Genomic DNA, 18,576 nt, shown 5'->3' with positions numbered 1-18,576 from the left:
CCGGGACCCACGGGGGGTCCCGGCCCGTTCGCCGTAATCGGGGGTCCCAGCCAGCGGCCGTAAGCGGGGTGCCAGCCCGTTCGCCGTTGTCGACTGCGGACCGGTGGCGCCGCTTCCTGGGTGCCAGGCCGGCGCGCAGGTCCTTTCGAGCTGAATCGTTTACGACATCACGTCACACCGCTGCTTCGACCGACCTCGACCGATCCTGGCCGGGCCGGGCGTGAATCGTTTGCGACATCAGCTCCAAAGGGCCGCGAACAGCAACGCCACCCCCGCGGCCGCTGGCCGAGGGAGCCGCCTGAGCGGTCTCAGCCGAGGCGGCGGTTCTCGCGGACCAGGCCGCCTTCGCACCAGTCCCGGTAGACGAAGAGGTCCGGTCGGGCCAACAGCACCCGGCCGTTGTGCGCCCAGACCTTCATCAGCTCGTCGCCGTCACGCTCGGCCTGTTCGACGAGCTTGCGGAAGCGCCGCTTGGGGTGGGCGCGGAAGTTCGTCCGGATGCCGTCGGCCGCGTAGATGTAGAGGCAGTGCAGCGCGAAACGCCGGGCCGGGCAGGTTGGATCCATCGCTAACTCGAAGAGCGTCAAGACCAGCCGGTCGCCGGAGACCAGCAGGTCCCAGTCGGGTGGCATCGAGGCCAACGGCACCGAATCGGGCTTGTACGCCCAGGCTCGCAACTCCGCCGGAGTCGGATCGACGGGGTTGGCGAAGCCGTGGAACGTCGACTCCTGCACGCTCACCGGCCAACCTTCCGCTCTCGCCCGCGTTTGGCAACGCTGCCTGCGGACCCTGGCTGCTGGGGCGAAACGGTAACCCGCCGTCGGGTGCTGCGGTAGTACCCGTGGGGAGCAATTCCGCAACCGTTGGCACGGACGGGTCCATTGCATCGACAGGGCAGCCGATGATGCTCCTATGACAATCCATGTTGGACGTCCCGGGGACTGGGACCGCGACCGCGCCGTCGAGCGGACCGCGCAATTGCTCGCCCACGAGGGCGTCGTACTCGTCGCCGCGCGCTCCGATGAAGATCAGGTGGAGGTCAGTGCATTGAGTCGACGACCGGGATCGGCTCCCGCCGTTGGGCCGCCGCGCGGTTGCGCAGCCACCGCTTGAACCACGGGAAGTCGGGCAGTCGGGCCAGGATCGGACCGGTCACCACGGTGATCAGGACGTACGTCGCGGCCAGCGCTGCCAACCGCGGCTCGACGCTCCCGGCAGCCACCGCGAGACCGGCGATGACGATGGAGAACTCACCTCGGGGTACGAGTGCCAGGCCGGCCCGCCATCGACCAGGTTCCGCGATGCCGACCCGGCGGGCGGCGAGGTAGCCGGTCAGCGTCTTCGTCGCCATGGTGACCACTGCCAGCGCGAGCGCCGGCAGCAGCACCGGCGGGATGTCCCGTGGGTCGGTTACCAGGCCGAAGAAGACGAAGAACACCGCCGCGAACAGGTCCCGCAGCGGCGAGAGCAACTCGGTCGCGTGGTGCGCCACCGGGCCGGAGAGCGCGATGCCGACCAGGAACGCGCCGACCGCCGCCGACACCTGGAGCTTCGCCGCGAGCCCGGCGATCAGCAGGGTCAGACCGAGTACGCCGAGCAGCAGCGCCTCCGGGTCCTTCGCCGACAGGGCGGAGGAGATGAGGTGGCCGTACCGGATGGCGACGACCAGCACGAGCAGCACGGTGCCCACCGCGACGGCGAGTGCGATGCCGCCACCGAGCAGGCCGGTGCCGGCCAGCACGGCGGTGACCAACGGCAGGTAGAGCGCCATCGCCAGGTCCTCGATCACGAGGACCGACAGGATCACCGGGGTTTCCCGGTTACCGAGTCGTCCCAGGTCGGCAAGGACCTTGGCGATCACGCCGGAGGAGGAGACCCAGGTGATGCCGCCGAGCACCAGGGCGGCGACCCAGTCCCAGCCGAGCAGCAGGGCGAAGGCCGCACCGGGCAGCGCGTTGAACACGCCGTCGATCAGCCCGGCGGGGGCCGCCGACCGGAGGTTGCCGACCAGTTCGTTGGCCGAGTACTCCAGGCCGAGCATCACCAGCAGCAGGATGACGCCGATCTCGGCGCCCACCGCGAAGAACTCCTCGCTGGCGGCGAGCGGGAGCAGCCCACCGTGCCCGAAGGCCAACCCGGCGAGCAGGTAGAGGGGGATGGGTGACAGGCCTACCCGGCGGCTCAGCCGACCGAGGACGCCAAGCAGCAACAGCAGCGCGCCGACTTCGACGAGCAGAGTGGTGGAATCGTGCATCCGCCTCAGCCGTCCGGGTCACTGTCGGCGAGGATGGCGGACACGCCGTCGAGACCTCTACGGGTCCCGACAACGACCACCACATCGCCGGCCGCGAAGCGGAAGGAGGGGAGTGGAGAGACGATCACTTCGCCTTCACGCAGTACAGCCACGATGGAGGCGCTGGTGCGGGTACGCGCCTTGGTGTCCCCGAGCTTCCGGTTGACGTACGGGGAACCGGCCGTGATGGCGATCTGCTCGGTGAGCAGACCGGCGGCCTGCTCGCGGAGCCCGGAGAGTTGGCCGAGCATCAGCGACGCGCCGAGGATGTCGGCCAGAGCCTCGGCCTCGTCGTCGGTCAGCGGAATGTCCGACTGGCAGGCGTCGGGGTCGTCGGGATCGTAGAGAACGAGATCACGGCGACCATTGCGGTGGGAAACGACGCCCAGGCGACGTCCGGACTCCGTCACCAGATCGTGACGTACCCCGATCCCGGGTAAGGCGGTCTGCTCGACACGTACTCGCACCCTCCAAGGCTACCGCTTTGTGAACAGAGCGCAGATCTTGGAGGTACAGCCCTCCACGAACCGACGTCGGCGCCCGCCCCGGTCGAGCGGAGCGGGCGGGCACCGATCAATTCGCGTCAGCGGAGGCTGGCGAAGAACTCACGGATGTCGGTGACCAGCACCTCGGTGGCCTGGTGGGCCGCGTAGTGGCCGCCGACGTCGCCCCGGCCGTCGACGTCGGTCTCGTACGCCGTCCACCGGACGATGTTCGCGTGGTCCCGCTCGGCGAAGCGGCGGATGGACTGGAAGTCGCCGGGGAACATGGCCAGCGCGGTCGGAACGGTGGTCGGCTCGGTCGGCGGCTCGCCGGCGTGTGCGTCCTCCCAGTAGAGCCGGATCGCCGAGGCGGCCGTGCCGGTGAACCAGTAGAGCGCCACGTTGGCCAGGATGAAGTCGGCGTCCAGGCTCTCGTCGAAGAGCTGGGCGTTCCAGGCGAGCAGCCCCACCGGCGAGTCGGCCAGCGCGAACGCCAGGGTCTGCGGCTGCTGACTGTGCACCTGGTTGAAGGAGAACTTGTTCTCGTAGAACCACTGGAGGTGCCCGAGGGCGGCCTGGTCGGCCTCGGAGAGCCCGGCGAACTCGGCCGGGTCGCCGGAGGGAAACGAGAAGAGTTGGGTGACGTGTACGCCGAGCACCCGCTCCGGATCGACCCGGCCCAGCTCCGGCGCGATCATCGAGCCGGCGTCGTTGCCGACCGCGCCGTAGCTGTCGTACCCCAGGCGGTTCATCAGCTCGGCCCAGGTGCGGGCGATGCGGAACCGGTTCCAGCCGGCGCCGCGGGTCGGGCCGGAGAAGCCGAAGCCCGGCAGTGACGGGACGACCACGTGGAAGGCCGGCGCGTCCGGGTCGGCCGGCTCGGTGAGCGGGACGATCACGTCGAGGTACTCCAGCACCGAGCCGGGCCAGCCGTGGGTGAGCACCAGTGCCGTGGCGTCCGGCCGGGACGACCGGACGTGCAGGAAGTGGATCTGCTCGCCGTCGATCTCGGTGACGAACTGCGGGTGAGCGTTCAGGCGGGCCTCGACGGCACGCCAGTCGAACCCGCCTCGCCACCGGTCGGCGAGGGTGCGCACCCGGCCGGTGCTCATTCCGTACGAGTCGCCGGTGCCGGGCAGGTCGGCGGGCCAGAGGGTGCGGTCCAGCCGGGCGGCCAGGTCGTCGAGGGCGGTCTGCGGGATCTCGGCGCGGAACGGACGGATCGCGGTGTCGCTCATGCTGGAACTCCTTCGGAACGGAATGTTTCGTTCTGCAACCACCATAGCAGAGCGGAACGATCCGTTCCACTGTTAGGCTGGAGGCATGTCAACGACTTCCGGCAGGACGCTGGGCGGTCGCCGCGCCCAGGCCGCCCGCAACGACGAGGTAATCCTCGAAGCCGCACGCGCCGTCTTCCTCGACGACCCGAAGGCCCCGATCGCCGCCGTCGCGGAGCGTGCGGGCGTCGGCATCAGCGCCCTCTATCGGCGCTACGCGGGCAAGGAGGACCTGCTGCGCCAGCTCTGCCACGACGGGCTGCGCCGGTACGTCGCGGAGGCCGAGACCGCCCTCGACGAGCCGGACGACTGGGCCGCGTTCACCGGCTTCCTGGCGCGGGTGGTCGACGCCGACGTGCACTCGCTCACCGTCCACCTGGCCGGCACCTTCACCCCGACCGAGGAGATGGGCCGGGACGCGATGCGCGCCGGTGAGTTGGCCGCCGCCCTGGTCGACCGGGCCCGCGCCAGCGGGCGGCTGCGCCCCGACGCCGTCGTACACGATCTGGGGTTGTTGTTGGAGGCGTGCGCAGCGGTCCGCGTACCCGATCCGGAGCGGACCCGCCAACTGCGCCGCCGGCAGCTCGCGGTCCTGCTGGCCGGCCTGTCGTCGGTGCCGGACGCGGACCCGCTGCCCGGCCCGCCCCCCGCAGCCGGCGAGTTCGACTGGCGGTGGCGGCGCCGGGAGTGATGGGCGTCACGCGCTAAGGTTGAGCGGAATACGCTCAACTCTGGTTGTGTCCAACCCAATGGACAACGCCGATCCGGGGGAGCCCATGAACACCGAAAGACTCACCACCAAGAGCCGCGAAACCATCACGGGCGCTGTCGCGCTGGCCAACCAGCGTGGTCACGCCACCGTGGAGCCCTGGCACCTGCTCCTGTCACTCCTGGACACCGACGGCTCGACCGCCACCGGCCTGCTGCGCGCCGTCGGGGCCGACCCGACCGAGCTGCGCCAGGCCGCCCAGCGCGCGGTCGACAACCTGCCGGCCGCGCGCGGCTCCAGCATCGCCGAGCCGACGTTGGCTCGGGAGTTCGTCAACGCCATCGGCGCCGCCGAGCAGATCGCCCGGCCGCTGGGCGACGAGTACACCTCCACCGAGCACCTGCTCGCCGGCCTGGCCCGGGTGGGCGGAGCGGTGTCCGGCGCGCTGAAGACCGCCGGTGCCACCGAGGAAGCCCTGGTCGCCGCCTTCCCGACCGTTCGCGGTGGGGACCGTCGGGTCACCACCGCCGACCCCGAGCAGACCTACCAGGCCCTGACCAAGTACGGCGTCGACCTCACCGCCAGCGCCCGGGACGGCAAGATCGACCCGGTCATCGGCCGGGACTCCGAGATCCGTCGGGTCATCCAGGTGCTCTCCCGGCGTACCAAGAACAACCCGGTGCTGATCGGTGAGCCCGGCGTCGGCAAGACCGCGATCGTCGAGGGCCTGGCCCAGCGGATCGTCACCGGCGACGTGCCCGAGTCCCTGCGCGACAAGAAGCTGATCTCGCTGGACCTCGGTGCGATGGTCGCCGGTGCGCAGTACCGGGGTCAGTTCGAGGAGCGGCTGAAGTCCGTTCTGGAGGAGATCAAGAACTCCAACGGGCAGGTCATCACCTTCCTCGACGAGTTGCACACCGTGGTCGGCGCCGGCAAGGGCGAGGGCTCGATGGACGCCGGCAACATGCTCAAGCCGATGCTGGCCCGTGGTGAGCTGCGGATGGTGGGCGCCACCACGCTGGACGAGTACCGCGAGCACATCGAGAAGGACCCGGCGCTGGAGCGCCGTTTCCAGCCGGTGCTCGTCGGTGAGCCGACCATCGAGGACACCATCGGCATCCTGCGCGGGCTCAAGGAGCGCTACGAGGTGCACCACGGCGTACGGATCACCGACGCCGCGCTGGTCGCCGCCGCGACCCTCTCCGACCGTTACATCACCGACCGGTTCCTGCCGGACAAGGCGATCGACCTGGTCGACGAGTCCGCGTCCCGACTCCGGATGGAGATCGACTCCCGTCCGGTCGAGGTGGACGAGATCGAGCGGGCGGTCCGCCGGTTGGAGATCGAGGAGATGGCCCTGGCCAAGGAGCCGGACGCCGCCTCCGCCGAGCGGTTGGAGCGGCTCCGCAAGGAGTTGGCCGACAAGCGCGAGCAGCTCACAGTGCTCTCCGAGCGCTGGCAGACGGAGAAGAGTCACATCACCAAGCTCTCCACCGCCAAGGAGGAGTTGGAACGCCTCGGCGGTGAGGCCGAGCGGGCCGAGCGGGACGGCGAGCTGGAACGCGCCGCCGAGCTGCGCTACGGCCGGATCCCCGCCCTGAAGGTCGAGCTGAAGCAGGCTGAGGAGGAGCTGGCCCAGCTCCAGGCCGACGGCGCGATGCTCAAGGAGGAGGTCGGCGCGGACGACATCGCCGCGGTCGTCGCCTCCTGGACCGGCATCCCCGCCGGCCGCCTGCTGGAGGGTGAGACGGCCAAGCTGCTGCGGATGGAGGAGTCGCTGGGCGGCCGCGTGGTCGGCCAGACCGAGGCGGTCGGCGCGGTCTCCGACGCGGTACGCCGTGCCCGGGCCGGTATCGCCGACCCGGATCGCCCGACCGGCAGCTTCCTCTTCCTCGGCCCCACCGGCGTCGGCAAGACCGAGCTGGCCAAGGCTCTCGCCGAGTTCCTCTTCGACGACGAGCGGGCCATGGTCCGCATCGACATGAGCGAGTACGGCGAGAAGCACTCGGTCGCTCGCCTGGTCGGTGCCCCGCCCGGCTACGTCGGTTACAACGAGGGCGGTCAGCTCACCGAGGCGGTGCGCCGACGGCCGTACTCGGTGGTGCTGCTGGACGAGGTGGAGAAGGCCCACCCGGACGTCTTCGACGTGCTGCTCCAGGTGCTCGACGACGGCCGGCTCACCGACGGCCAGGGCCGCACCGTGGACTTCCGCAACGCCATCCTGATCCTCACGTCCAACCTCGGGTCGTCGGTGATCAGCGACCTGACGCTCGCCGACGAGCAGCGCCGGGAGGGCGTGCTGGCCGTGGTCCGTTCGCACTTCAAGCCGGAGTTCCTCAACCGGCTGGACGACATCGTGGTCTTCGCCTCGCTGCGCGGGGACGACCTGCGCTCCATCGTCGACATCCAGTTGAACCGGATGCGGCGGCGGTTGGCCGATCGCCGGCTGGGTCTGGAGATCACCGATGCCGCCCGGGACTGGCTGGCCGAGCACGGCTACGACCCGATCTACGGTGCGCGTCCGCTCCGTCGCCTGGTCCAGACCGCAATCGGAGACCAACTGGCGAAGGCCCTCCTGTCCGGCCAGATCCGCGACGGCGAAACGGTGAAGGTGGACCGCGCCACCGACACCAACACCCTTTCCGTAACCGCCGCCTGATCCGTCGCACCCGGGCCGATCCCGCCTCGCAGGCGGGGTCGGCCCGAGCCGTTTCTCCGCTCCCACCGGAGGCCCGCCAGGACGCTCCGTAACTGCCGCATCACCTGACAATCGACCCCACCATCTGGCGCCTGAACACGGTGACCGTGTCAGGAGAGAGTCCGCTCATGGCGCAAACCTCTTGATTAACGGGGTGGAGTGGGTGCGGACGGGGAAAGGGTGGAGGCATGTTTGGGATGCGGAAGGCTTGGGAGCGCGAATTGGGCGCCGCCGTCGACGAGTTGGTGGCGGCTGACACGCTCGCCTTTGGTGGGGTGGGGATCGCGGGCACGCTGTTGCCGGTGACCGAGGCGTACCACCGGGTCGAGGCCGCCCTCGGCGACCACCCCGAGGAGGTACGCCGCCAGCTCGACCGGGTGCTGGCCGACGGCACACCCGCCGGCCGGGCGTACGCGGCCACGCTGCTGGAGCGGGTCGACCCGGAGGCGGCCCGGGCGGCCTGGACGTCGCTGCGGGACGACCCGAGCGAGTTCACCACCTTCGTCGGCTGCGTGATGGACCGCGAAACCCTGGGCACCTACGCCAGTCGGCGGCTCGCCGCAGCATGATCCATTCGCCGGTCGGTGCCACCCGATTGGTCGTGCCGATCGCCGACGACGCGCCGGACGTTGCGAGCTCTGAGCCCGCCGACCGCCGCGCCGCGTCCGACCGGCCCGCCGCCGACGCCACCGGAGGACGCACCCGACGGCCTCCGTCAGCTGAGCTGTCGGCCACAGCGCGGGCCTTCCCGGTGCCGAAGGTTGTTACCGTCTGCGCCGACGTACCTGGGGAGGTGGTCGGGTGGACGCGCTGGTGACGTGCCTGGTGGCGGCTGTTGCCGTACTCGCGGTGGTAGTGGTCGTCGTGCGGGTCCGCCGACGGCCGTCGGGCCGGCCCGACGGCCAGCCGGCGGAGCCACCGCGCGGCGGCCCGCTCCGCCTGACCCCTGGCGACCGCGTGCGGATCCGCGAGCGGGAGTACGCGGTGAGCGCCACGATCCGTCTGGTCGAGGGCGACTGGAGTTGGGTGCAGCACCTCCTCGACGACGACTCCGGCACCCGTCACCGGCTCTCCGTGGAGGACGGCCCCGAACTCGAGCTGGTGTTCTGGACCGCCGAACCGGGCGCCACCGTCACCCCGGGCGCCCCGACCATCGAACTCGGCGGGCGGCGCTACACCTGGGCCGAGACCGGGCAGGCGCGTTACACCGCCACCGGAGAGACCGAGTTGCCGTCGGCCGGGACGATGCGCTACCACGACTACCAGTGCGGTGGCGCCGCGCGGCTCTCCTTCGAGGCGTACGGCGAAGAGGGTTGGCGGGTCGCCCGCGGTGACCTGCTCGACCCCGCCGACCTGACGATCCGTCCGCCCCGTGCCTGAGGCCCGCTGAGCCGGACCGGGCGGACGCGCCGGGCTCGTCACGGCATGCCGAACTGGCCGGTTGTCGATACGGTGTGGGCGCGATCTTAGGGAAGGAGAATCGTGGTCGATTCCCAGAGCACGCCGGCCCGTCAGCGGCCATCCATTGTGTCGATTTCCAGTTACCTGCTCTTCCTGTTCCTGGCGCTCCAGGTGATCAGTCTGATCATCACGCTCAGCACCTTCGGCAAGACGCGGGACGCGCTTCGTGCGGCGTACGCGGACAGCGCCACCGATGGTGACCAGGTGGCCGACGTCTTCGCCGTCATCGGCATCGGTGGCAGCATCGTCCTGCTGCTGCTCGCGGTCGTGCTGGGCGTGCTGGCCCTGTTCAACAACCAGGGCCGCAACGGTGCCCGGATCACCACCTGGATCGTCGGCGGCATCATGGTCTGCTGCGTCGGCGGTGGCCTGCTCAGCAACGCGGCCGGCGGTTTCAACACCGGTGGCGGGAGCACCGGCGACGGGCCGAGCCCCGAGGAGATCCAGCGCCGCCTGGAGGAGGCCCTGCCCTCCTGGGTCACCCCGGTCAGCCTCCTGCTCGGCGTGCTCAGCCTGATCGCGCTGATCGCGGCGCTGGTCCTGCTGGCGCTGCCGAAGGCCAACCCGTTCTTCCGCAAGCAGGCCGCGGGCTGGGAGCCGCCGACCCCGGGCGCCAGCTACCCGGGCAACCCGCAGGTGCCCGGTCAGCCGGGCTACCCGCAGGCGTCGGGTGAGCCGGGTTATCCGTCGAGTGGGGAGCCGAGCTACCCGCCGCCACCGGCCGCCAACCGGCCGGACGACACGCCGCCCACGGACCGGCCCGGGTCAAACCCGCCGCCGACCAGCTGACGGCTCGATAAGCACGACGCCGACGATCCCTCCGAGTAGGTTGCAACCCGACGCCTACCGGAGGGATTCGTCGTGTCGTACCCGGAATCGGCACCGGCCCGCCGGCCCGCCGCCGTCGTGTCGGCCGCGGCCGTGCTGGTGGTGATGGCTGTCGCCGCGCTCGCGTACGCAGTGGTCGACCTGGTGGTGCTGGGCGGGACGGTCGACGCGTTCCGCTCCGCCGCCCGCGACACCTCGGCGAGCCCGGAGCAGATCGACGACGTGGTGACTCTGCTCCGCGCGTCAGCGGTGCTGTCGGCGGTGGTGGCGGTGCTCTCCGCGCCGTTGCTCGCCGGCCTGGGCCTGGGGCTGCTCACCGGTCGCAACGGTGTCCGGGTGGCGACCTGGGTGGTCAGCGGGCTCGGTCTGCTCGCCGGCTGTTGCAGCGTGGCGGTGGTCGTCGGCGAACGGTCCGCGCCACTGCAACTGGGCTCCGGCGAGCAGGCTCTCGCCGAGTTGCTCGGGCTGATCGGCGACGCGTACCCGTCCTGGTGGATCCCGCTCAACGTCGGGCTTTCCGTCGCACAGGCGCTCGGTTACCTTGTAGTAGCTACGCTGCTGGCGCTGCCGGCGGCGAGCAGCTGGTTCCGCCGCCACCGCTCGACGGCGCCAACCGCACCGCCCATGTTCACGCCCGCCCCGCACCAGCCCCCGTCGGCGTCGCACACGCCCCCGTACCCGCCCAGGTGAGGACCACTCCGTGACGCTCGACCCCACGACTGCCGAGCGCCGAGCCCTGATCACCGGGGCCACCGCCGGCATCGGCGCGGCGTTCACGCGACGACTGGCCGCCGACGGCTGGCACCTGGTGCTCGTCGCCCGCGACGCGGCGCGGCTGACCGAGTTGGCCACCGAGCTGGGTTCCGCGTACGGACGCGAGGTGGAGACGATCCCGGCGGATCTGTCCACCGACGACGGCTGTGCCACGGTGGAGAAGCGGCTCGCCGACGGCAGCCCGGTGCACCTGCTGGTCAACAATGCGGGGATCAGCCTGAACAAACCGTTCCTGCGCTCCACGGCGGAGGACGAGGCGCGACTGTTGCGACTCAACGTGCACGCGGTCATGCGGTTGACCCTGGCGGCGCTCCGACCGATGACTGAACGGCGAAATGGGGCAGTGATAAATGTCTCTTCGGTTGCCGGTTTCGGTACGGCCATGCCCGGATCGACGTACTCCGCCAGCAAGGCGTGGGTGACCAACTTCAGCGAGTCCGTCGGGCAGTCAACGCGGCCGTTCGGCGTTCAGGTGATGGCCCTCTGCCCCGGCTACACCCGCACCGAATTCCATCAGCGGGCCGGCATCAACATGTCCAAGACGCCGGAGTGGCTGTGGCTGCGGGCCGAGGATGTCGTGGACGAAGCCCTGCGTGACCTGCGCAAAGGCAAGATGGTCAGCATCCCCGCGTGGAAGTACAAGGTGGTCGTCGCCGGCATGCGACACGCGCCGCGGCGGCTGCTCCAGGCGGTCGCGCGGGACACCCGCGGACGGATCGGTCGCGACGAGCGCTGAGCGTCGACCGGCCCGTCGACCCCCGGCGAGTGGTGGGACGGCGTTGGCGCGCCGCTGTTGGGCCAGTTGCTGAGCGTAGTCGAACATCGCCAGTCATCGGTTCCCCTCGGGGCTGATCAGGGTGGACCCCGCACACGGCGTTCAGAGTTGCGCAGTAACCTCTATCGCCATGGGGGACCACGACGACCTGCGTAAATTCATTACCGACCTGGCTGTGGTCCACGGGCGGGTCGTGCTCTCGTCGGGGCGCGAGGCAGACTGGTACGTGGATCTGCGGCGCGTCACGCTCCATCACCGGGCCGCTCCTCTGGTCGGCCGGGTGATGCTCGACCTCACCGCCGACTGGGAGTTCGACGCCGTTGGGGGCCTCACCCTGGGCGCGGACCCTGTCGCGCTCTCGATGCTGCACGCCGCCGCTCCGACCGGCCGGGCCCTGGACGCCTTTGTGGTGCGCAAGGCGGGCAAGGCTCACGGTCTACAGCGGCGGATCGAGGGACCGGAGGTGGCTGGCCGTCGAGTGTTGGCGGTGGAGGACACATCCACGACGGGCGGAAGTGTTTTGACGGCTGTCGAGGCGCTTCGCGAGGCCGGGGCGGAAGTCGTGGGCGTGGTGGTTATTGTTGATCGAGGCGCCGGCGACGCGGTGCGAGCCGCCGGATTGCCGTACCGGGCGGCCTATACGTTGGCTGACCTCGGCCTTGTGGCGTAAAAGTCTGCCGATTCGGATCTGCTGATATGCAGGCGGATCGATGCTGCTGGTGGAAGGATGGAATACGTGGGAACTGCGTTGGCCGAAATGACTATGCCTCAGATCTCGCCGCTAAACGGCGAGCCGATCGAACGTGCCGATGCCGAGCGTCTTGCCGGGGTCCTCAAGGCCCTTGCTGATCCTGCTCGGTTGCGGCTGCTCAGCCTGATCCAGTCGGCCCCCGAGGGCGAGGCGTGCGTCTGTGACCTGACGGCGCCGCTCGGCCTCTCTCAGCCGACGGTCAGTCATCACCTGCGCATCCTCACCGAGGCTGGCTTGTTGCAGCGGGAGAAGCGCGGTGTCTGGGCGTACTACAGCCTGGTCCCGAGTGCGATCGCGACGATCGCCGACCTGCTGACCCCGCCGCGTAAGCGGGCCACCAAGAAGGCCCGCTGACGTAGGCACTACACGCCGTCCGAGCCTGGGCGGCGTCCGGTGGCGAGCCAGGGGTGGCGCCACCGGTGGTTGACACCTGCTCGTCCCCGGTCGCACCACCGGAGGCCGGGTTCGACATGCCGACGGCCGACCCCCTTGCCAGGGGGCCGGCCGTCGTCGTACCGCTCAACGGTCCTGACCGTGCTCCGGGCGCTGGCGGCCGTGCTGGTGCCCGTCGTGGTCGAACGCCTCGCGGGCCGCCTCCACGGCGCCGGCGGCACTGGCCGCCGCGACCACCGCGACCGCCTCGCCGCGCTTACGAGCCCGCCTGTCGCGCAGGAACTCGAAGAAGATCGGCAGCACCGAGATCAGGATGATCAGGGCCACCACCGGCAGGATGTAGTGGTCGATCTTGTCGCCGATGGCCTGGTAGATCTGCTCGGCCAGCAGGTAGCCGATCAGCAGGATGCCGTCCACCCAGAGCACCGCGCCGACGATGTTCCAGAGCAGGAACTTCTTGGCCGGCATGCCGAGCGCGCCCGCGACCGGGTTGAGGAACGTCCGGACGATCGGAATGAAGCGCGCCAGCACGACGGCCTTCGCCGGGCCGAACTTCTGGAAGTAGTACTCGGCCTTCTCCACGTACTCCTTCTTGAAGAGCCGGGAGTTCGGCCGCTCGAACATCGGCCGGCCGTACCGCGCGCCGAGCCAGTGCCCCAGCTGGGCGCCGAAGATCGCGCAGATCGGCCCACCGATCAGCAGGCCGGCAAGGGAGAGGCGGGTGCCGTCGCCGAAGATCGCGTCCGCCACCGGTGACGAGGCGACCCCGGCGAGGAACAGCAGCGAGTCACCCGGGAAGAAGAAGCCCACCAGCAGGCCGGTCTCGGCGAAGAGGATCACCCACACGCCGATCAGCCCGAAGGTCTGCAACAGATCCTTGGGATCGAGCGGGTTCAGGGCGACGCTCTCCACGAGAGCGCGGGTCTTCTCAGCTGTGTCCACGGCCACAAAGGGTACCGAAGCCCAGGGCCCCGGCCGCGCCGGACCGGCCCGTCACCACCCGCCCGCGCCGTGGGGTCCAACGACGGTGCCCCGCCGACCGTGGCGGTCGACGGGGCACCTGTGGTGCGGGGTGGGTCAGGCGACGAAGCGGGTCCGGCGGCGCTTGGCCACCAGGTAGCCGCCGACGCCCGCGGCGAGCAGCAGGGCGCCGAGGCCGGCGATCAGCCCGGTGGACTGACCGGTGATCGGCAGAGTGCCGCCGTCACCGCCGCCCGTGCCACCGTCGCCACCGTTGGCCGCGCCCTTGATCACGAAGGCCGCGGTGTCGTTCTTCGAGTCCAGGTCGGCCACGGTCGACCCATTTCCGTCCAGGTTGAAGTGCCGCAGGTGAACAGCACCCGCTGCGCCAGCCAGCTTGTCGATGCGCAGACCGAACTCGAACACCGCACGGTCACCCTTGTGCAGCGTCTCGTACCACTCGCAGAAGTAGAGGCGAGCGCCCGGCTCGCCGTACCCGCCAAACTCTTCGCCGTCCTTGACCGGCACGCACTCTTCCGGCGCCGTCACGGCGGTGGCACCGGCCGGGATCGTGATCTCTGCGGTGGTGACCAGTTCGTCCGGAGAGTACGAGTTGATCATTGCCGGGCCGTTGTTGACGAACCCGACCTTGGCATTCACGGTCTTGCCGACGGCGCCGCTCACTTCGGCCCCGGTGGCGGCCGCGTCGGCACCCTGGCTGCCGGTCACGGTCGCCATGATCGCCGTGGCGTTGTTGCTGGAGTCCTTGTCGGTCTGCCGGAGCCGGTTGGCCTGTGCGCTCGATGCCGGCACCAGGGTCAGCTCAGCGCCGGTCCCCTTCTCCCACTGGTCGACCGGGATCGGGAAGTCCGCGAGGAACTCCGCCCAGTCTCCATCGGCGAACCACCAACCCGAGCCGTACTGCAGGCCCGGCGCCCAGGCGTCTGAGGCGATCTTCAGCGTGGACGACGAGTCCAACTGCAGGACCGCGCCAGGCTCGATCTTCTGGTCGTACGAGCACTGAGCAAAGTTCGTCCCGAATGCCTGCAGGTATGAGCAGTTCGAGTGCCGCGAGGTGGCGATACCGGGAGTGGACGTGATGAGGAGGACGGCGCCGTTGGTGGGCTTGTCACCCACGTTCGCGACCCGCAGTGGCGCCTTCAGCGTCGACCCCGGTGCGCCCGAGACTTCGAGAGTCTCGTCGGCCTTCAGGTCCACACCCTCGCCGACCTCGATGGTGGACCTGGTGGTGACGGTCGCCCTGTCCTTCGCCGCCAAGGTGAGGGTCAGGTCGCCCTTCTTCCCGACCGATGCGGAGTCCTTGGCCTTGACGGTCAGATCGAGGACGTAGTCGATGGTGTCGGCGCCCTTGAGCGTGCAGGTGATGACCGATCCGGCCTCCGAGCAGCCCGGCAGCGCGTCGGTCAGGGTGACCTCGGCGAAGTCCGTCACGGCCGCGCGGTCGACAGTGATGGTGAAGTTCTCGGGCAGTGCCTCGGTGAAGGCCTGCAAGGTGACCGCCTTGGCCTCGCCGCCGGATGCGACGAGCACGTTGTTGGCGTAAAGGAAGACCTCGTTCGAGGGCTCTTCGGCGACGGCCGGGCTGGCGGAGGCAGCGACGAACGCGCCTGCTACGCCCAGTCCGGCGAGCCAACGCCGGGTGGAGTGGGTGAGCATGAGGGGTTCCTCCAGTTGGGGGATCAGGTGGAGCCTGCGGATCTTAAGGAACCGTTAAGGCTGGCTGCAGCCCTCGGAGCCACCCACTGAGCAAAACGAACCGAAAGGTTGATCAGAGTCACCGCAATGTTCGGCCGCTCCACTCCCGTCATCTGAGGCAGGAGCCCCCGGGAGGTGCAGTGACGTACGAGGAGTTCGCGGACGCGCGGCTGGCCCCGCTACTGCGGTACGCGGTGATGCTGACCGGCGAACCACACCAGGCTCAGGATCTGGTCCAGGAGACCATGGTCCGGGTCCAGCTCAACTGGCGTCGGGTCGCCCGCGCGGACTCGCCCGAGCGCTACGTACGCCGGATGCTCACCAACCAGTACGTCGACTGGCGGCGCGGCTCGTGGGTCCGCCGGGTGCTGCTGCGCGGTGAGCCCGACGCGTCGGTGCCGTTGCCCACCGACCACGCCCAGTCCGCCGTGGACCGGGACCAGGTCTGGTCCTGGCTGTCCCGGCTGCCGCGTCGGCAGCGGGCTGCTCTGGTGCTGCGCTACTACGAGGACCTGCCCGACGTCGAGATCGCCGACATTCTCGGCTGTGCCGTCGGGACCGTCCGTTCGTCCATCTCCCGGGCCCTGGCCACGCTCCGGGCCGAGTACGTGGAGGCGTGAACATGATCGAGGACGACCTGCGTGCCGCGTTCGCCCGGCACGAGACGTTGACCCCGTCGACCGGCCCGCTGCGGGTCGCGATCGACCGGCTCGCCGCTGTCCGCCGTCGCCGCCGGCAGCGGTTCCAGGCCGCTGGCGTCACCCTCGCCCTGCTCGGCGCGCTCGGAGTCGGGGTGCCGCAACTGCGTCCCGATCGGCCGGCGGAGGGCCCCGCGTCCGGTCAACCGGCTGTCGGGCAGTCCGGGTCGTTGAACGTCCTGTTGCTCGGGGTGGACGGGTTCGGCGAGCAACCGTCGTACCGGTTGGCGGACTCCGTCCTGCTGGTGCACATCCCGGCCGACCGGAGCCGCCCGTACCTCATCTCGTTGCCGCGCGACCTGGAGGTCTCGATCCCCGGCCGGGGGACCGAGAAGCTCAACAGCGCGTTCTACAGCGGTGCCGGCGAGCCCCGGCCCGACCTGGAGGCCGGCTACGACCTGACCCGCCGGGTGGTCGCCGACCTGACCGGGGTACGCGTCGACGCCGGCGCCGTGCTGACCTTCGCCGGTCTGCGCCGGATCACCGATGCGGTCGACGGGGTGGAGGTGTGTCTACCGAAGGAGGTTCGCTCCTGGCACACCCGCCGGACCTTCCCGGCCGGCTGTCAGCGTCTCGACGGAGCCGCCTCCGTGGACCTGCTGCGGCAACGGCGGTACCTGCCCGACGGCGCGTTGGACCGGGACCGTAACTCCCAGCGTTACGTCGCCGGGCTGGTCCGGCGGGTGGTCGCGCGGGACGTCCTGACCAATCCGGTACGGCTCAACGCACTGCTGTCGGCCCCCGGCAAGGGTCTTGCGGCCGACGACGACGGCCTGCCGCTGACCAGGCTGGTGGCGGTACTACCCGAGCTGAAGAGCGTCGACCCGGTGGGGCTCAGCCTGCCGGTCGGCACCCCGGTGGACGACGCTTCGCGGCTGCCGCTGGACCTGAAGCAGGGCCCCGACTTCCTCGCCGCGCTGCGCGAGGATCGGTTGGCGCAGTGGGTGGCGCAGCACCCGGAACAGGTCAATCCCGTCCGGTGACGGACGGGGAGTTCGCGACGACGCCCCGCCGTCCGGGTACGGGACGGCGGGGCGTCGTCGGGCGAGCGGATCGAATCAGGCGGTGAAGCGGCTGCCCTGGCGCCGGGCGAGCAGGTAGCAGCCCAGACCGGTGACGAGCAGCAGGGCACCGAAACCGGCGATCAGGTTGGCGGGGGCGCCGGTGATGGGCAGCGAACCGCCGCCACCGCCACCGCCACCGCCGCCACCGTCGCCATCGCCTTGGCCACCGCCGCCCTGGGCCGCGTTGACCACGATGGTGGCCCTGTCGTTGGCCGGTTTGATGTCGTCCTGGAAGCCGCCGCCGGCGGGGCACTCGCACGGCGCGTTGACCCGCACCGCGCCCCGGGCGTTGGGGATGACCTTGTCGATGCGCAGCCGGAACTTCATGGTGTAGGCCTGTCCGGCCACCAGGAGCATCTCCGAGGCGCACAGGTACGTGCGGGTGGTGTTCTGCCGCAACCAGCAGTTGTCGGGGACCTCGACGGCGGTGGTGCCCGGCGGTAGCTCGACGTCGGTGTGGGTGGCGGCCTCGAAGTCTGCGTTCGTTCGGTCGAGCGTTGCCGGGCCGTTGTTCCGGAAGCCGACGGTCGCCGTGACAACGGTGCCGGCCGTGCCCTTGAGCGTGGCGCCGATAGCCGCGAGGTCGGTGCCGTTCTTGCCGGTGGCCTTGATGGTCCACCCCGTGTGGTCGTAACCCGGGCCGACGTCGGTCTGGTCGGCCTGCCGCACCCTGCCGGGTGCCTCGGCCAGAGTCAGTTTCGGGCCGTTGCCGGGGGTGGCCGCCCGAGCGCCGACGGCCGTCCGCACCCGGGTCAGGTCCTCGAAGTCGGCAGTGGTCATGAACTGGGCGTAGCCGGAGTGGTTGGCCGGCGCGTAGGTGTCCTTGACGAATTCGAGGTTCAGCGTGGTGGCCAGCCCGGTGCCCACCGGGATGTCCTCGTCGAAGTGGCAGGAGACCAGGTGGTCGTCGGAGTAGCGGCAGTTGCTGAACCGGTCCCTGGTTCGGATCGAGTAGGGGAGGTCGAAGACCGCGACGAATCCGGTGACGGTCTTGTCACCGGCGTTGGCCACGACCAGCGGCACCGTGAACTTCCCACCCGGCTTGGCGGAGAGGCTGGTGAACTGTCCGCCGGCCAGGTCGACCCCCTCGCCGACCCGGACCCGGGAGGTGTAGCTGCCGCGCCGTCCGCCGGCTGCCTGGAAGCTGACCGCGACGTCGCCGGAGTCGCCGAGCTGCGCCTCTTCGGTGAGGCCGAGGTGCACCCGTTTGGCAGCGTTGCGGTAGATCCCGCTGCCGAGCGGCGGCATCTCGTACAGGACGACATCGGAGGGCTCAGTGCAGACGAGAACGCCCGCCTCCGGCGCGGTGCACTTCTGGCCGTCGGCAGGAGTCACAGTGACCTTGTTGGCCAGGGAGCGGTAGTCGTACCGCACGGAGACGTCGGTGAGGACCGCCGGCTCGTCGGCGTACAGCAACAGGCCACGGATGGTCGCCTCCGAGCCGATGGCCAGGGTGGCGTCCTGGAAGTAGGGCTCGATCGTGGGTGCGGCGACGGCGGGGGTGGCGGAGGCGGCGATCAACGCGCCTGCGGCGCCGAGCCCGGTCAGCCAGCGGAGCGAGTGCTTGAGCATGGGGGTCCTCCCGTGGGGATACAGGTGGCGCTCGTCCAACCTAGGGACGCCCCGACTCCTCCGGTAACCCCTTCGGATCGATATTTGTCTAATGACCCGAACGGCTGGACGCCCCTGTCGCAACG

General features: G+C 70.2%; 18 protein-coding genes. 11 read left to right on the top strand and 7 right to left on the bottom strand.

What is annotated here, in order from left to right:
- Window positions 1-308: 308 nt before the first annotated feature.
- The 4 genes from ABTW72_RS05830 to ABTW72_RS05815 all read right to left on the bottom strand — a co-directional run bounded on the left by ABTW72_RS05830 (window position 309) and on the right by ABTW72_RS05815 (window position 4,013).
- On the bottom strand, window positions 309-740 hold the full coding sequence (locus tag ABTW72_RS05830) for a hypothetical protein (RefSeq protein WP_112677468.1): 432 nt from the start codon (window positions 738-740) through the stop codon (window positions 309-311).
- A gap of 299 nt (window positions 741-1,039) precedes the next feature.
- Window positions 1,040-2,254: a cation:proton antiporter gene (locus ABTW72_RS05825; protein ID WP_350854789.1), complete on the bottom strand. Its 1,215-nt coding sequence runs from the start codon at window positions 2,252-2,254 to the stop codon at window positions 1,040-1,042.
- 5 nt (window positions 2,255-2,259) lie between these two features.
- Complete coding sequence (locus ABTW72_RS05820) at window positions 2,260-2,760, bottom strand: cation:proton antiporter regulatory subunit (RefSeq protein ID WP_030332098.1); 501 nt, start codon at window positions 2,758-2,760, stop codon at window positions 2,260-2,262.
- Window positions 2,761-2,876: 116 nt separating this feature from the next.
- A complete protein-coding gene (locus ABTW72_RS05815; protein ID WP_350854786.1) occupies window positions 2,877-4,013 on the bottom strand; it encodes an epoxide hydrolase family protein in 1,137 nt (378 codons plus the stop codon).
- 85 nt (window positions 4,014-4,098) lie between these two features.
- On the opposite strand from ABTW72_RS05815, the gene ABTW72_RS05810 reads away from it, so the two are divergent.
- The 9 genes from ABTW72_RS05810 (at window position 4,099) to ABTW72_RS05770 (ending at window position 12,402) form a co-directional block, all read left to right on the top strand.
- Window positions 4,099-4,743: a TetR/AcrR family transcriptional regulator gene (locus tag ABTW72_RS05810; RefSeq protein ID WP_350854783.1), complete on the top strand. Its 645-nt coding sequence runs from the start codon at window positions 4,099-4,101 to the stop codon at window positions 4,741-4,743.
- Between the two features lie 85 nt (window positions 4,744-4,828).
- On the top strand, window positions 4,829-7,420 hold the full coding sequence (clpB, locus tag ABTW72_RS05805) for an ATP-dependent chaperone ClpB (RefSeq protein ID WP_350854781.1): 2,592 nt from the start codon (window positions 4,829-4,831) through the stop codon (window positions 7,418-7,420).
- Between the two features lie 236 nt (window positions 7,421-7,656).
- Window positions 7,657-8,028: a hypothetical protein gene (locus ABTW72_RS05800; RefSeq protein ID WP_350854778.1), complete on the top strand. Its 372-nt coding sequence runs from the start codon at window positions 7,657-7,659 to the stop codon at window positions 8,026-8,028.
- A 232-nt stretch (window positions 8,029-8,260) separates the two neighbouring features.
- Window positions 8,261-8,839 (top strand): DUF4178 domain-containing protein, encoded by a 579-nt coding sequence (locus ABTW72_RS05795; RefSeq protein ID WP_350854776.1) that lies wholly within the window; start codon window positions 8,261-8,263, stop codon window positions 8,837-8,839.
- A gap of 102 nt (window positions 8,840-8,941) precedes the next feature.
- Entirely contained in the window at window positions 8,942-9,709 is a 768-nt protein-coding gene (locus tag ABTW72_RS05790; protein WP_350854773.1) for a hypothetical protein, read from the top strand.
- 72 nt (window positions 9,710-9,781) lie between these two features.
- Complete coding sequence (locus ABTW72_RS05785) at window positions 9,782-10,438, top strand: hypothetical protein (protein WP_350854770.1); 657 nt, start codon at window positions 9,782-9,784, stop codon at window positions 10,436-10,438.
- Between the two features lie 10 nt (window positions 10,439-10,448).
- A complete protein-coding gene (locus tag ABTW72_RS05780) occupies window positions 10,449-11,258 on the top strand; it encodes an SDR family NAD(P)-dependent oxidoreductase (RefSeq protein ID WP_350854767.1) in 810 nt (269 codons plus the stop codon).
- Between the two features lie 169 nt (window positions 11,259-11,427).
- On the top strand, window positions 11,428-11,967 hold the full coding sequence (gene pyrE, locus ABTW72_RS05775) for an orotate phosphoribosyltransferase (protein ID WP_091396156.1): 540 nt from the start codon (window positions 11,428-11,430) through the stop codon (window positions 11,965-11,967).
- Between the two features lie 57 nt (window positions 11,968-12,024).
- Window positions 12,025-12,402, top strand: a complete 378-nt coding sequence (locus tag ABTW72_RS05770) for an ArsR/SmtB family transcription factor (RefSeq protein WP_030332125.1) — start codon at window positions 12,025-12,027, stop codon at window positions 12,400-12,402.
- A 165-nt stretch (window positions 12,403-12,567) separates the two neighbouring features.
- Here the strand turns inward: ABTW72_RS05770 and ABTW72_RS05765 are convergent, their stop codons facing one another.
- Together ABTW72_RS05765 and ABTW72_RS05760 are read right to left on the bottom strand one after the other, a co-directional pair.
- Window positions 12,568-13,389, bottom strand: coding sequence for a DedA family protein (locus tag ABTW72_RS05765; protein WP_350854763.1), 822 nt, complete (start codon window positions 13,387-13,389; stop codon window positions 12,568-12,570).
- Between the two features lie 129 nt (window positions 13,390-13,518).
- Window positions 13,519-15,078 carry an LPXTG cell wall anchor domain-containing protein gene (locus ABTW72_RS05760; protein WP_350854760.1) on the bottom strand — a complete coding sequence of 520 codons (1,560 nt, stop codon included), beginning with the start codon at window positions 15,076-15,078 and terminating at the stop codon, window positions 13,519-13,521.
- Window positions 15,079-15,257: 179 nt separating this feature from the next.
- Between ABTW72_RS05760 and ABTW72_RS05755 the strand changes: the two genes are divergently transcribed.
- Window positions 15,258-15,737, top strand: coding sequence for a SigE family RNA polymerase sigma factor (locus tag ABTW72_RS05755; protein WP_350854757.1), 480 nt, complete (start codon window positions 15,258-15,260; stop codon window positions 15,735-15,737).
- A 2-nt stretch (window positions 15,738-15,739) separates the two neighbouring features.
- Window positions 15,740-16,798, top strand: coding sequence for an LCP family protein (locus tag ABTW72_RS05750; protein ID WP_350854755.1), 1,059 nt, complete (start codon window positions 15,740-15,742; stop codon window positions 16,796-16,798).
- Window positions 16,799-16,873: 75 nt separating this feature from the next.
- Here ABTW72_RS05750 and ABTW72_RS05745 read toward each other — a convergent pair whose 3' ends face one another.
- The gene (locus tag ABTW72_RS05745; RefSeq protein WP_350854752.1) at window positions 16,874-18,451 is read right to left on the bottom strand and encodes an LPXTG cell wall anchor domain-containing protein; all 1,578 of its coding nucleotides are present in this window, start codon (window positions 18,449-18,451) and stop codon (window positions 16,874-16,876) included.
- Window positions 18,452-18,576: the final 125 nt, after the last annotated feature.

The sequence above is a fragment of the Micromonospora sp. NPDC127501 genome, from assembly GCF_040302185.1.
Lineage (GTDB): Bacteria > Actinomycetota > Actinomycetes > Mycobacteriales > Micromonosporaceae > Micromonospora.
Note: the sequence above shows the minus strand (reverse complement) of the source record. Positions and strands in the feature narration are given on the sequence as shown.